Raw genomic sequence first — 13975 nt, forward strand, 5'->3', positions numbered from 1 at the left:
TTGTTCGCCATACGGTGATTCCCTTTTCCGGCCGTTGTTCCTACCGTTGACGTCAGACGGGAACAACGAAATACGGGAAAGGACGGCAGCAATGACTGGCACAGCCGGACCGCTCGCCGGAGTGCGGGTGATCGACCTGTCGACCGTGGTGATGGGCCCGTACGCGGCACAGATCCTCGGCGACCTCGGTGCGGACGTGATCAAGATCGAGTCGCCGTCCGACACCGTCCGAGTCGGCCTGTACCGCACCACGCCGGGCATGACCCCGCTGGACCTCAACGTCAACCGCAACAAGCGCAGCGTGTCGCTCAACCTCAAGGACGACGCCCAACGCGCGCAGGCCCTCGACCTCATCGGCACCGCGGACGTGCTGATCACGAACATGCGCCCCGGCGCGCTGGCCCGGCTCGGACTGACCTATGAGGACATCGCCGAGCGCAACCCCGGCCTGGTCTACGCCCACGCCCAGGGTTTCCGCGCCGACTCCGCCCTCGCGGGCAACGCCGCGTACGACGAGACCGTGCAGGCCTCGTCCGGCCTGGTCGACATCGCCAACCGGGCGCTGGGCGAACCGGTCTACCTGCCGACGATCATCGCCGACAAGGTCTCCGCGTTGACCATCGTCTACAGCGTGCTCGCCGCGCTCGTGCACCGCGACCGCACCGGCCAGGGCCAGCAGGTCGAGGTCCCGATGACCGACACGCTGATCGCGTTCAACCTCGTCGAGCACCTGGCCGGGCACGTGTTCGAGCCGCCGCAGGCACCGACCGGCTTTCCCGCCTCGATGACCACGGGCCACAAGGCCGTGCGCACCAAGGACGGCCTGGCCTGCGTGATCCCCTACGGCCCGCAGAACTTCCGCGACTTCTTCGCGGCGGCCGGGCGCCCCGACCTGGCCGGCGACCCGCGGGTCAACGGCGACGCGATCGACCGCCCGGACTACCCCGCCCTGCTGGCGCTGCTGGAGGAGTGCGCCCCGGCGCTGACCACGGCCGAGTGGGCCGAGGTGTGCGCCAAGCACAGCATCCCGATGGCACCCGTGCTCGACCTCGAGAAGGCACACGAGGACGACTACGTCCGCGACGGCCACCTGCTGGACACGCACGAACACCCCAGCGAGGGCCCGGTCCGCACGATCGGCATCCCGGTGAGGTTCTCCGCCACCCCGGGCTCGATCCGCCGCCTCGCCCCGCTGCCCGGCCAGGACACCGCCGAGGTGCTCGCCGAGCTGTCAGGAGTCCGGTCATGAACGCGGTACGCACAGAACGGATCGGCTCGACATTGCTGATCACGATCGACCGCCCGGAGACGCGCAACGCGGTGAACGCCGCCGTGGCGACCGGCCTGGCCGCCGCGCTGGACGAGCTGGAATCCGACGCGAGCCTGCGGGTGGGGGTGCTGACCGGTGCCGGAGGCACGTTCAGCGCGGGCATGGACCTCAAGGCCGCGCTGGCGGGCGAATCGCCCGGGGTGCCCGGCCGTGGCTTCGGCGGCGTGACCGAGGCGCACGTGACCAAGCCGCTGATCGCGGCGGTCGAGGGCTGGGCCATGGGCGGCGGCTTCGAACTGGCGCTGGCCTGTGACCTGATCGTGGCCGCGGGTGCCGCGCAGTTCGGGCTGCCCGAGGTCAAGCGAGGCCTGATCGCCGCGGGCGGCGGCGTGATCCGTCTCCCCCGCCGCGTGCCCCACCACCTCGCGATGGAGTTCCTGCTGACCGGTGAACCGGTCGACGGCCGCCGCGCGGCCGAGTTGGGCCTGGTCAACCGGGTCACCGAGGCAGGCGAGGCCGCCGCGGTCGCGATCCGGCTGGCCGAGCGACTGGCGTCGAACGCCCCGCTCGCCCTCGCCGCGGTGAAGAAGATCGTGCACGCCACGGACGGTATGCCCGAGGCGGACGCGTTCGCCCTGCAACGCGACCAGATGCGTGCCCTGATGGCGTCCGCCGACGTCCGCGAGGGCATGACGGCGTTCGCCGAACGCCGCGCTCCACAGTGGACAGGACAGTGACATGAGGATCGACGAAGTCCGCCGGCACATCACCACCCCCTTGACCAGCCCCGCGTTCGCCCCGGTCGCGGCACGGTTCACCGACCGCGAGTACCTCAACATCGTGTACCGCACCGACATCGAGGCCCTGCGGGCCGTCGTGCCGGAACCACTGCGGATCGTGGAACCGTTGGTGCGCTTCGAGGTCATGCAGATGGGTGACGTCACCGCGTATGGCCCGTACACCGAAGCGGGCCAGGCGGTCGAGGTCGAGTTCGACGGTGAACGCGGCGAGTACCTGCACGCGATGTACCTCGACAACTTCGCGGCCACCGCCGCGGGGCGCGAGGTCAGCGCGTACCCGAAGGTCCTGGGCCAGCCACGGTTGTACGTCGACAGCGGTGCCCTGGTGGGCACAGTGGACTACGGCACCCTGCGGGTGGCCACCGCGACCATGGGCTACAAGCACCACGCGCTGGACGCTCGGGACGCCGAGGCACAGATCACCGTGCCGACGTTCATGCTCAAGACCATTCCCGGCTATGACGGCACGCCCCGCGTGCAGGAGCTGGTGCGCACCGAGATCACCGATGTGGTGGTCAAGGAGGCTTTCACCGGTCCGGCGCGGCTGCAGTTGTTCCAGCACGTGCTGGCTCCGATGGCGGACCTGCCGGTGCTGGAGGTCGTGTCCGCCAGCCACATCCGCACCGACCTGACGCTCGCCGGAGTCAAGCCGGTCTTCGACTACCTCGAGGAGTTTCAATGACCGTCCCAGTGAAAATCGCAGCGAACATCGCAGTGGTCGGCGCGGGCACGATCGGCCTGTCGTGGGCCCGGTTGTTCGCCTCGCACGGGATGACCGTCCGGATCAGCGACCCACGCCCGGACCTGGCGGCGGCCGTCGCGGAACTGCCTGGTGACATCCGCATCGCGGCCTCGGTCGACGAGGCTGTGCGGGACGCGGACGTCGTGCAGGAAAGCGGCCCGGAGGACCTGGAGTTCAAGAAGCACCTGTTCGCCACGCTCGTACGTGTGGCGCCCGCGCACGCGCTGCTGCTCAGCTCGTCGTCGGCGATCCCCTCGACGGCGTTCACCGCGGACATCGAGGACGCCGGGCGGATCCTCATCGGTCACCCGTTCAACCCGCCGCACGTGCTGCCCCTGGTCGAGGTCGTACCCGGCGAACGCACAAGCGAGGACTCCGTGCAGGCGGCCGTGGAGTTCTACCGGTCGGCCGGCCGCACACCGGTCGTGGAACGCAAGGAGATCCCCGGGTTCGTCGGCAACCGCTTGCAGAACGCGCTCAGCCGCGAGGCGGCCTACCTCGTCGAACAAGGCGTGATCACACCGTCCGACCTGGACACGGTCGTGACCAGCTCGCTCGGTATCCGGTGGGCCACGACCGGCCCGTTCCTCGCCTCCCACCTGGGCGGCGGCCCGGGCGGCTACCGGCACCTGATGAACCACATCGGCGCGTCGATGCGCCGGATCGACCTCGGCGAACCGTCGGACGACTCCGAACCGCTCATCGAAGCGGTCGAACAAGCCTACGGATCCGCCCCGTACGCCGAACTCACCCGAAGCCGCGACCGCAGGCAGTCGGCCGTGCTGTCCGCATTGGAGCTGAACTGATGGACGACCAACTGATCGCCGACTTCTACGACTACGAAGCCCTGCTGCCGGACGAGGAGCGCAAGTTCCTGCTGAAGGCCCGCGCGTTCATGCGTGACGAGATCAAGCCGCTGGTCAACGAGTACTGGGCCAAGGGCGAATTCCCGCGCGAACTGATCGGCAAGTTCCGCGCCAGCGGCCTCGCGGGCCTGCCGTACGAAGGCTACGGCGAGCACCAGCCCGCCGTCAGCCACCTGCTGACCGGCATGATGGCCATGGAGATGAGCCGCACGGACGCGTCGGTCGCCACCTTCTTCGGTGTCCACAACGGACTCGCGATGTACTCGATCCACTCCGGCGGAAGCCAGGAGCAACGCGACCGCTGGCTGCCGTCGATGGCCGCGATGGACAAGATCGGCGCGTTCGCGATGACCGAACCACTCGGCGGCTCGGACGTGGCCGGCGGCATGCGCACCACCGCCAAACGCGACGGCGGCACCTGGATCCTCAACGGGGCGAAGAAATGGATCGGCAACGCCACGTTCGCCGACTACGTCGTGGTGTGGGCGCGGGACCTCGACGACAACAACGTCAAGGGTTTCGTCGTCGAGAAGGGCACACCGGGGTTCAGCCCGGTGAAGATCGAGGGCAAGGTGGCGTTCCGGATCGTGGAGAACGCGGAGATCACCCTCACCGACGTGCGCGTGCCGGAAGCCAACCGCCTGCAGAACATCAACTCCTTCCGCGACGTCGCGGAGATCCTGCGCGCCACCCGCGGCGGCGTCGCCTGGCAGGCGCTGGGCGTGATGATCGGCGCGTACGAGCTCGCACTGGACTACGCCAAGCAGCGTCAGCAGTTCGGCCGCCCGATCGCGAAGTTCCAACTGGTCCAGGACCTGCTGGTGAAGAGCCTCGGCGACATCACCGCCTCGTGGGGCATGCTCGTGCAACTCGCGCGGCTGCAGGACGCCGGGATCTTCCGCGACGAGCACTCCTCGCTGGCCAAGGCGTTCGTGACCAGCCGGATGCGTGACGTGGTCGCCCGCAGCCGGGAGATCTTCGGCGGCAACGGAATCCTCCTGGAGCACGACATCGCCCGGTTCTTCACCGACGCCGAGGCGATCTACTCCTTCGAAGGCACCCGTGAGATGAACACGCTGATCGTCGGCAAGGCGATCACCGGACTCAGCGCGTTCGTCTGATCAGAACCACCTCAGGGGACCTGGCCCGCACGGCCAGGTCTCTTTCCCGCGCCGGAAATCCATGCCCCGGTCAATCTGCCGCCCCATCCACTTGCGCCGTGGAGAACTGCGGATCACGACGCGTCCGACGGCCGGATGCCGCGCAGGAAGTTCTCCGGCAGATACGGCGAACTGACGTTGACCGGCATCCCGGCCTTGAGAGCCAGCACAGCCAGGCCCAGCAGCGAAGGCGCGATGAAACCGTCCGGCTCGTCGGTCCGGTCGGGCGCCATCGTCCAATACCGCCGATAGCTGGTCAGCGCGGCTTCGAGTGCCGCGTTGAACTTGTCGGGGAGGCCGCGGAACAGGTAGTAGAACAGCTGAATCGGCGGAAAGTTCAACAGGAGCATGGCATCGCGCGGAGTCACAGTGGACCGGTCCGGATCGGTGCCGTCCATAGCCGGTGCGAAGATGGCCGGCGTCACGGGCTCACCCCGCAAGTAGGTCCGTACGGACTCGACCCACGGCCACATGTGGTCGCTGTACACCGCGCCGGAACCACGCAAAGTGGTTTCCGGAACCTCGCACAGCCACGCGACCCGCTGATCGTCCCGTTCCACCACGGCAAGCCACACGGCGTGCAGCCACCTCCCCGCGTCCGCGTGGCCGTTGGGCCCCGGCGCGGTGAAGCTGACCGCGCGCGTCCCGATTTGGGCTTCGACCACGCCGCTACCGGTCGCGCCCACGAAGATCGCCGTGCTCGCGTCGCCGGTCAGCCGCAACGCGTCCCACGTCGCCTGCTCGCTCGCGGTCGGGTCCAGGACGCAGCGGTGGGCCAGGACGGCCCTTCCCCATGACCACACGGAGTTCAGCGCGTCCGGGTTCGTCGCCACGCTGTCGAGGAATCGGTACGTGGCCGGTGCCATCGCCTCGGCCTGGCGACGGGCGTACTCGGGGTCCACGTCATGGCGTGCCACGGACATGATCGACATGACGGCGACCTTACTGCCCGAGTACGCCGCCGCGGGCCGGTTTCGCGATCCGCCTGGACAACCGGCTGGGGCGGCGGGATGGGCAGATCTTGCCCGGCCCATCCCGCGCAGCCCCCTCAGCAGGCGGAGTCGAGCTGCGGGCGTTGCCCGGTGACCAGGAACGTGGTCGCGATGTCATGGACGCACTTGTTGTCGATGAACAGGTACGCCAGGTGCCCGCCGTGGTCGGCGGTCACCATCCGGGCCCGCTGCCCGAGGCTCTGCCGCAGCTTCCTCGCGCCGGCCAGCGGCGTGGCCGGGTCACACAGGTTCTGCACGATCAGCACGTTCGACGGGCCGCGGTCGGTGATCTTCACCGGCGGCTCGACCGGGTCGGACGGCCAGAACGCGCACGGCGTGATGTTGGCCCCGGCCCCGCCGAACATCGGGTAGCGGAACCGGTCGATCGTGACGTGGCGCTGGTAGGTGCGCACGTCCTGCGGCCAGTCCGAGTCGTTGCAGATCACGTGCAGCTGGCTGGCGATGTAGTTGTCCGTGGGCGCACCGGCCGGGGCGGCGTCCGATGTGGACTGCGCAACGGGGTTGCCGGTGTCGAGCGCCCGCCAGGTCTCGGCCAGCTGCGGGAACTTCGAGTCGAAGTAGGAGTCGGCGAACGTGACGAACCGGAATGCCGTCCCGGTGTAGCCGTCCGGGCTCGGTTTCGCGTCCAGGCGCGCGGCCAGCTCGAAGTACTTCGCCCGCACCTGCGCCGGTGTCGTTCCGAGGCCGTATTCGGGGCGGGCGGCGGCGAACTTCGCGAAATCGGGGAACCTGTCCTCGAAGCCCTGCCCGAGCCGCCGCGACAGCGCGACGTCCCAGCCGCCGGGTCCGGTCGCGCTGTCGATCAGGACCCGGTCGGTGTGGTCCGGGAACAGCGTGGCGTACACCGAACCGAGGTAAGTGCCGTAGGAGTGGCCGAAGTAGGACGCCTTCGCCTCGCCGAGCGCAGCACGGACACGGTCCAGGTCACGTGCGGTGTTGGCCGTCGTGATGTACGGCAGCAAGGACGCCGTGCTCGATGACGCGCACTTCTTGGCCACCGCGGCGACCCGCTTGGCTTCCTCCGCCACGTCGGCCGCGTTGCGGGCGTACCTCGGGATGTTGCTCGGCTGGTCTGCGAGCGTCAGGCCGCAGGTCACCGGGGTGCTGTGGCCGACACCCCGCGGATCCATCCCGATCACGTCGTAGCTGTCCAGCACTTGCTGCGGCAGACCCAACTTCCGCAGGGTGGCGGGGAAGGCCAGGCCCGTGCCGCCCGGTCCGCCGGAGTTGGTCAGCAGCACACCGCGACGCTTGTGCGGGTGGGTGCTCGCCAGGCGCGAGATCGCGATCTCGATCGTCTGCCCGCCGGGATGGCGGTAGTCCAGCGGAACGGCGAGTGTGGCGCACCGCAGGCCGGGGTCGACGATGTCCGCCGGGCACTTTCCCCAGGTCAGCGGGTCTGGTGCCGCGGACGCTGTCGCCGGGACCGACATCGCCACCGCGGCGAGTGCGGCCAGAACGGATTTGCCCATCAGCGTTCTCATGCCTTTGAGCTAAACGGCACACGTCGATCACGCACAGTGCGATCTCGTCATGGGCCGGCCATGACATTTCTCGTGGAGAGCCCTGACATATCTCACTTCACGGCAGCGACCGCGCGCCCAACCGGGCGGCGTCCTGGCTGGGCGGGACGCCGAACATCCGCCGGTACTCGCGCGTGAACTGCGACGGGCTCTCGTAACCGACCAGGTGCCCGACACCGGCGACGTCCCCGGCCCGCGACACCAGCAGCGACCGCGCCTCCTGCAACCGGATCCGTTTCTGGAACTGCAGCGGGCTCATCGTCGTGACCGCCCGGAAATGCCGGTGGAACGCGGACGTGCTCATCGCGGCCAGCCGTGCCAGGTCCTCGACGCGCATCGGTTCGGCGTAGTTGTCCCTGATCCACCGGATCGCCCGGTTGACGTGCGTCAACGCGCTGTCCGCCAAGCCGATCTGCCGCACCATGCCGCCGTGCGGCCCGGTCAGCAGCCGCCACAGGATCTCCTTCTCGATCAGCGGCGCCAGCACCGGCACGTCCCGCGGGTGCTCCAGCAGCCGCAGCAGCCGGACCACAGCGTCGAGCAGTTCCGCGCTCGCCGTGCCGGTCGCGATCGCCGCGCTGCTGTGCTCGCGGGACGGCATCTCCAGCGCCAGTGCGGCGATCGTGGCCGGGCGCAGCACCATTCCCAGGCCCAGCGACGGGGTCCTGGTGAAGTGACCGGTCACCGGCAGGTCCGTGGTGACCACGAGGTACTGCCCTGCCGTGTACTCGTACACCTGGTCGCCGAGCATCAGCCGCTTGGCGCCGCGGGCCATCACCACGAACAGCGGCTCGGTCAGCGAGTAGTCCGGCTCGCTGTCGTCCACGCGGGACAGCAGCAGGCCGTCGATCGGCGTGCTGAGGTCGGATCGGGCATGCGCGTCGATCCGGCCACCGATCTCGTCAAGGGCTTTGCCAGGCACATCATGATGCAAGCACGGCCGCCGCCCGACAACAAGCCTGATCGGGGCTGGGTTGAGAGGATTGTGCAAGAGCGCGCCTCGATTGGTCTACGCCGCGAGCCCCTGGTCGCGGTGGAATTGAGGCATGCCACTCGATCAGTACGTCACCCTCGGCCGCTCCGGCCTGCGCGTCAGCCCGTTCGCCCTGGGCGCGATGACCTTCGGCGAGGACCCCGGCGGCGCGGGCACCAGCGTCGAGGAGTCCGGCAGGATCCTGGAGTCCTATCTGGACCTCGGCGGGAACTTCGTCGACACAGCCAACTTCTACACCAACGGCCACTCCGAGAAGATCCTCGGTGACTGGTTCGCCGCCCACCCCGGCCGTCGCGAGCACGTGGTGCTGGCGTCGAAGTTCTTCACCAACATGTTCCCCGGCGACCCCAACGGGGGCGGCGCCGGCCGCTCGTCCATCGTCGCCCAGCTGCACGAGACCCTGCGGCGCATGCGCACCGATCACCTGGACCTGTACTGGCTGCACAACTGGGACCGCAACACCCCGGTCGAGGAAACCATGCGCACGCTGGACGACCTCGTCACGGCGGGCAAGATCCGCTACGTCGGGTTCTCCAACACCCCGGGCTGGTTCACCGCGCAGGCCCACACCACGGCGCTGCTGAGGAACTGGACGCCGCTGATCGCGCTGCAGGTGGAGTATTCGCTGCTGGCGCGGACAGTCGAGGGCGAACTCGCGCCGTTCGCGCTCGACCAGGGGATCGCGCTGGTGCCGTGGAGCCCGTTGAAGAACGGCTACCTGTCCGGCAAGTACCGCCGCGGCGAGCAGGTCACCGACTCCGCGCGGGCAGCGTTCGTCGGCGGCCCGACCGACGACGAGTTCGTGGTCATCGACGCCGTCGCCGCGATCGCCGACGAACTGGGCACCACGTCCGCGGCGGTGTCCCTGGCCTGGTTGCGCGCCCGGCCGGGCACGGTCGTGCCGATCGTCGGCGCCCGCCGCCTGGAGCACCTGACGAGCAACCTCGAAGGCCTCGTGATCAGCCTCGGCCCGGACCACCTCGCCCGGCTCGACGAGGTGTCCGCGCCCTCGCTGAACTACCCGGCGGCGGTCAACAGCACGACACGCGCGATGCTCCAGTTCGGCGGGACCACAGTGGACGGCGAGACGTCCACTGTGTATCCCCCGCTGCTGCAACGGTCAGTCCGCTACTGAGTCCTCGCCACCTCGTCGCTGAGCGGCACACCACGCCGTTCCTTCACGAACACGGTCGTGACCAGGCCGATGAGCGTCATGGCCGCGAGGTAGACGGCGACCGAGTACACCGTTCCCGTGCCCGTCTGCAGTGCCTCGGCGATGGTCGGCGCGAACGCGCCGCCGAGCACCGCGCCGAGGGCGTACGAGATCGCAGCGCCGCTGTACCGCACTCTGGTCGGGTACATCTCCGAGTAGAACGCGGCCTGCGGTCCGTACGTCAGGCCGAGCCCCACCGAGAACAGCAGCAGCGCCAGGATCATCAGGCCGAGGTCGGCGGTGTTGAGCAGGGCGAAGAACGGGAACATCCACGCCAGCTGGATGACGAACCCGACCTGGTAGACCCGGACGCGGCCGTAGCGGTCCGACAGCCAGCCGCCCGCCAGGGTGCTCACCAGCCAGCCGACCGCGGAGATCATCACCGCGATCAGCACGGTCGAGCGGTCCAGGTGCAGCGTGCGGGTCGCATACGATTGGACGTACCCGCCCGTGGTCATGTACCCGACGGCGTTGTTGGCCGCGAACATCAACGCGCCGGCGATCACCAGCGGCCAGTGGTTGCGAAACAGCGGCACGATCGGCATGCTCGACTGCGCCCGCGTCTGGCGGACCTCCTCGAAGACCGGGCTCTCGGAAACCCTCGTGCGGATGAACATCCCGACGGCGATCAGCACCACGCTGGCCAGGAACGGGATCCGCCAGCCCCACGCGAGGAACTGCTCGGCCGTGGTCAGCCCCGCGACCAGCGCCAGCACGCCGTTGGCCAGCAGCAACCCGATGGGTACGCCGATCTGCGGGAACGCGCCGTACAGGCCGCGGCGGTCGGCCGGGGCGTGTTCGACGGCCAGCAGCGCCGCGCCGCCCCACTCGCCGCCGGCCGAGAGGCCCTGCAGGATCCGCAGCAGCACCAGGATGATCGGCGCGGCGACGCCGATCGAGGCGGTGGTGGGAACGAGGCCGATCAGCACAGTCGACACGCCCATCAGCAGCAAGGTCAGGATCAGCATGGCGCGTCTGCCGATCCTGTCGCCTAAGTGGCCTGCGATGATGGCGCCGACCGGCCGGAAGAAGAAGCTGATGCCGATGGTGGCGAACGACAGCAGCAGGGCGTCCTCGCCCAGGGCTGCGAAGTACTGCGAGGCGAAGACCAGGCCCGCGCAGATGGCGTAGATGAAGAAGTCGAACCACTCGATGGTCGTGCCGACCATGGCCGCCAGGACGACCCGGCGGTGCTCGGCGTCGACGTGCTTGGTCAATCGCATCATCGCGACTCCCCGTGCGCTGGAGGAAACCGGCCAGAATCGTATACAGTCTCACTCTTTCAGGTAAGACATTGTCCGACCCTGTACGTAGATATCGGCTCCTAGCTGCCGAATCTTTACCGGATGGTGTACCTTTTCATATATGGTTTCGGGCGAAGAACTGGCAATATCCGACCAGGTGCCGGACGGGCTGAGCAAGGCCCAGCGCACGTACCAGGCCATCCGGTCCCGGATCGCCGACGGCACCTACAGCCCGGGGCACCGCCTGGTGCTCGGCTCGCTGGCCAAGGAGTTCGCCGTCAGCCCGGTGCCGGTCCGCGAGGCGATCCGCTTGCTGCAGGCCGAAGGACTCGTCCACTTCGAACGCAACATCGGCGCGACAGTGGCGGCCATCGACCCGCTGGAATACCAGCACACCATGCAGATGCTGGCCATCGTCGAAGGCGCGGCGACGGCGCTGGCCGCGCCCCACCTGTCCGCGGACGCGATAGCCCACGCGACGGACGTCAACGACCGGCTCAGGGGCCTGCTCAGCGCGTTCGACCCGGTGGCCTTCACCGAGCTCAACCACGAGTTCCACGAGACGCTGTACCTGCCGTGCCCGAACCCCCGGCTGGTCGACCTCGTCCAAAAAGGCTGGTCGAGGCTGGCGACGATCCGCGACTCGACGTTCTCGTTCGTGCCGGGCCGCGCGGAAGCGTCCGTGGCCGAACACGACCAGTTGCTGGAGCTGATCCGGACGGGAGCAGGCCAGGAATGGATCGAACACCGGGCGCGAACGCACCGGACCGCCACCATCGACGCATTCCTGACCTGGGAATCAACCAAGCACAGCTGATCAGCAGTTGCGCAGGAACCGGTCAAGGACGCGAGTGCCGAACTTGAGGGCGTCCACCGGAACCCGCTCGTCGACGCCGTGGAAGAGCGCGGAGAAGTCCAGGTCGGCCGGAAGCTGCAGCGGCGCGTACCCGAAGCACCGGATACCCAGCTGAGCGAACGACTTCGCGTCCGTCCCACCGGACAACATGTACGGAAGAGCCTTCGCGCCCGGGTCCTCAGCGAGGATCGACGATGTCATGTGGTCGACAAGAGCACCGTCAAAGGTCGTCTCGACCGCGGGCAGCCCCGTCCACTCCCGCTCGATGTCGGGGCCGAGGATCTCATCGAGCTCCCGCTCGAACGCCTCCTGGCGGCCGGGAAGAACCCGGCAGTCCACAGTAGCCTCGGCAATGGACGGGATGACGTTGGCCTTGTAGCCGGCCTTGAGCATTGTCGGGTTGGCCGTGTCGCGGAGCGTGGCGCCGATCATCCGGGCGATGTTCCCGAGCTTGGCGACAGTCCCCTCAAGGTCGTCCTCGTCGACAGCGAGGCCCGTGATGTCACTGATGCCGTGCAGGAAGTCCCGGACAGAGTCGGTCAGCACGATGGGGAACTGGTGGGTGCCCAGCCTGTTGACGGCCTTCGTCAGCTTCGTAACAGCGTTGTCGTCGTGCACCATCGACCCGTGCCCAGCTCTCCCCCGAGCCCGCAGGGTCATCCAGGCGATACCCTTCTCCGCGGTCTCGATGAGGTAAGCCCGCACCCCGTCCTTGACGGTGATGGAGAAGCCCCCGACCTCGGAGATGGCCTCAGTGGCACCCTCGAAGAGCTCGGGCCGGTTCTCCACGAGCCACTGGGCCCCGAAATGGCCGCCTGCCTCCTCGTCGGCAAGGAAGGCGAAGATGATGTCCCGCTTGGGCACGATGTTGTCGCGCTTGAGCCGCCGGGCGAGGGCGAGGGTCATGCCGACCATGTCCTTCATGTCCACGGCACCCCGGCCCCACACGTAGCCGTCCTGAACAGCGCCGGAGAACGGGTGGACAGACCACTCGGAAGCATCGGCGGGAACAACATCAAGATGACCGTGCACCAGCAAAGCCCCGCGGCTGGGATCACTGCCGGCGAGCCTGGCGACGACGTTGCCCCGCCCAGGAGCCCCGGACTCGACGTAGGTGGTCTCGTAACCGACCTCAGCCAGCTTCTCCGCGACGTACTCAGCGGCAGCCCGCTCCCCGACAAGGGTGTCCGGATCACCGGTGTTGGTGGTGTCGATCCGGATGAGCTCGGAGGTGAGAAGAACGGCCTCCTCCTCAGCGAAGGAGGTGTCCGGAACCTGACGGGCGGTAGGTGGCAGCTGCTCAGTCACAAGGCCTTCCTATCACTGATTTCACCCAACCCACCCCCCGATTTGGGATGATCATCAACCATCCGCTACGCTATCCCCACAACAGAAGAGAGCAAGTCCGGGTGGCGGAATGGCAGACGCGCTAGCTTGAGGTGCTAGTGCCCTTAACGGGCGTGGGGGTTCAAGTCCCCCCTCGGACACATGCACTATTCACACGCAGAGAGGCTGTCGCATCGATGGCCTCTTTTTCGTTGTCGTACAACAGGTTCAGCTCAAGATCACGGTAGAACTCGATCAACTTCTCCGGCCGCTTGCCGGTCAGAACCTCGGCCACGTCGGTCATGGAGTCCAGCCGGGCGTAGATGTCAGCGGCGGTGAAGTCATCCGGCGCCGGGGCGTTGTCGAGTTCAGCCCTGGCCGCCGCCCTCTCGGCTTGAGCCTGGTTGATGACCTCGACCAGCGCGAACGGGTCGATACCCGCCTCTACGGCCGCCTGGAAGCGCTTGAGCTTGGCCTCCGCGTCCTTGAGCCGACGTTCCGCCTGGTCATGATCACTCGATGGGGTCATCTTCTCCTGTGATCCAACCAACATCCGCACCGTTCGGTCCCGGTTTCTGGGATGAAACAGCCCGCCCAGCCACTCGTTGACCGCTTCGAGTAGTGGGTCCTCTCGGATGTAGACCGTTGGCGGGTGGTCAACAAGGGCTGGTGAGCCGGGCGCGAGTGTCCGGGCGGGACACCGGTAGTACATGCCGTGCGCCCGTGGACTGCCTTCCATCTTGCGCTTGCACACGGCGCACCGGATCAGCCCTCGGAACAGGTAGGTGTGCTTGGTCGCCCGTGCGGCCCGCTCCGTCTTCCGGGCCGTCTGGAGTCCTCCCGCGCTCTTGCCCTTCCGCTTGAGCTGCACCCGCGTGAAGTCCTCAACGGACACAATCGCCGGGTGAGCCGGACGCCGCGACCGCACCACCTTGTCCGGCGCGGCACGCTGGAACCTGATCACGTGG

The 13975-nt window shown here is 68.1% G+C and carries 13 protein-coding genes and 1 tRNA gene; 8 read left to right on the forward strand and 6 right to left on the reverse strand.

The annotated features are described in order from the left end of the window. Nucleotides 1-91 precede the first annotated feature (91 nt). The 5 genes from AOZ06_RS28480 to AOZ06_RS28500 are packed head-to-tail and all read left to right on the forward strand — an operon-like array spanning nucleotide 92 to nucleotide 4799. The gene (locus AOZ06_RS28480; protein ID WP_054292211.1) at nucleotides 92-1249 is read left to right on the forward strand and encodes a CaiB/BaiF CoA transferase family protein; all 1158 of its coding nucleotides are present in this window, start codon (nucleotides 92-94) and stop codon (nucleotides 1247-1249) included. Beyond that, complete coding sequence (locus tag AOZ06_RS28485; RefSeq protein WP_054292212.1) at nucleotides 1246-2007, forward strand: crotonase/enoyl-CoA hydratase family protein; 762 nt, start codon at nucleotides 1246-1248, stop codon at nucleotides 2005-2007. Before AOZ06_RS28480 ends, AOZ06_RS28485 begins: the two co-directional genes overlap by 4 nt. 1 nt (nucleotide 2008) lies before the next feature. Further along, nucleotides 2009-2752, forward strand: a complete 744-nt coding sequence (locus AOZ06_RS28490; RefSeq protein ID WP_054292213.1) for an acetoacetate decarboxylase — start codon at nucleotides 2009-2011, stop codon at nucleotides 2750-2752. Beyond that, nucleotides 2749-3618, forward strand: coding sequence for a 3-hydroxyacyl-CoA dehydrogenase NAD-binding domain-containing protein (locus tag AOZ06_RS28495; RefSeq protein ID WP_054292214.1), 870 nt, complete (start codon nucleotides 2749-2751; stop codon nucleotides 3616-3618). Before AOZ06_RS28490 ends, AOZ06_RS28495 begins: the two co-directional genes overlap by 4 nt. Continuing rightward, the gene (locus AOZ06_RS28500; protein WP_054292215.1) at nucleotides 3618-4799 is read left to right on the forward strand and encodes an acyl-CoA dehydrogenase family protein; all 1182 of its coding nucleotides are present in this window, start codon (nucleotides 3618-3620) and stop codon (nucleotides 4797-4799) included. The genes AOZ06_RS28495 and AOZ06_RS28500 overlap by 1 nt, the downstream gene beginning before the upstream one ends. Nucleotides 4800-4912: 113 nt before the next feature. Here the strand turns inward: AOZ06_RS28500 and AOZ06_RS28505 are convergent, their stop codons facing one another. The 3 genes from AOZ06_RS28505 to AOZ06_RS28515 form a co-directional block, all read right to left on the reverse strand. Then, nucleotides 4913-5770 (reverse strand): immunity 49 family protein, encoded by an 858-nt coding sequence (locus tag AOZ06_RS28505; protein WP_054292216.1) that lies wholly within the window; start codon nucleotides 5768-5770, stop codon nucleotides 4913-4915. Nucleotides 5771-5886: 116 nt separating this feature from the next. Continuing rightward, on the reverse strand, nucleotides 5887-7335 hold the full coding sequence (locus AOZ06_RS28510) for an alpha/beta hydrolase (RefSeq protein WP_225952926.1): 1449 nt from the start codon (nucleotides 7333-7335) through the stop codon (nucleotides 5887-5889). 97 nt (nucleotides 7336-7432) lie between these two features. Continuing rightward, complete coding sequence (locus AOZ06_RS28515; RefSeq protein ID WP_054292218.1) at nucleotides 7433-8296, reverse strand: AraC family transcriptional regulator; 864 nt, start codon at nucleotides 8294-8296, stop codon at nucleotides 7433-7435. Between the two features lie 124 nt (nucleotides 8297-8420). On the opposite strand from AOZ06_RS28515, the gene AOZ06_RS28520 reads away from it, so the two are divergent. Next, nucleotides 8421-9503, forward strand: a complete 1083-nt coding sequence (locus tag AOZ06_RS28520) for an aldo/keto reductase (protein ID WP_054292219.1) — start codon at nucleotides 8421-8423, stop codon at nucleotides 9501-9503. Here AOZ06_RS28520 and AOZ06_RS28525 read toward each other — a convergent pair. Further along, nucleotides 9497-10807 (reverse strand): MFS transporter, encoded by a 1311-nt coding sequence (locus tag AOZ06_RS28525; protein ID WP_157233296.1) that lies wholly within the window; start codon nucleotides 10805-10807, stop codon nucleotides 9497-9499. The genes AOZ06_RS28520 and AOZ06_RS28525 overlap by 7 nt on opposite strands. Before the next feature lie 139 nt (nucleotides 10808-10946). On the opposite strand from AOZ06_RS28525, the gene AOZ06_RS28530 reads away from it, so the two are divergent. Next, nucleotides 10947-11642: a GntR family transcriptional regulator gene (locus tag AOZ06_RS28530; RefSeq protein ID WP_054292220.1), complete on the forward strand. Its 696-nt coding sequence runs from the start codon at nucleotides 10947-10949 to the stop codon at nucleotides 11640-11642. On the opposite strand, the gene AOZ06_RS28535 is transcribed toward AOZ06_RS28530, so the two are convergent. Then, entirely contained in the window at nucleotides 11643-12989 is a 1347-nt protein-coding gene (locus tag AOZ06_RS28535; protein ID WP_236951769.1) for a M20/M25/M40 family metallo-hydrolase, read from the reverse strand. Nucleotides 12990-13084: 95 nt separating this feature from the next. Between AOZ06_RS28535 and AOZ06_RS28540 the strand changes: the two genes are divergently transcribed. After that, nucleotides 13085-13168 (forward strand) — tRNA-Leu (locus AOZ06_RS28540). On the opposite strand, the gene AOZ06_RS60325 is transcribed toward AOZ06_RS28540, so the two are convergent. Continuing rightward, the gene (locus AOZ06_RS60325) at nucleotides 13150-13971 is read right to left on the reverse strand and encodes a recombinase zinc ribbon domain-containing protein (protein ID WP_236951770.1); all 822 of its coding nucleotides are present in this window, start codon (nucleotides 13969-13971) and stop codon (nucleotides 13150-13152) included. The two genes, AOZ06_RS28540 and AOZ06_RS60325, sit on opposite strands and share 19 nt — an antisense overlap. Nucleotides 13972-13975 lie beyond the last annotated feature (4 nt).

This window comes from Kibdelosporangium phytohabitans (genome assembly GCF_001302585.1).
Lineage (GTDB): Bacteria > Actinomycetota > Actinomycetes > Mycobacteriales > Pseudonocardiaceae > Kibdelosporangium > Kibdelosporangium phytohabitans.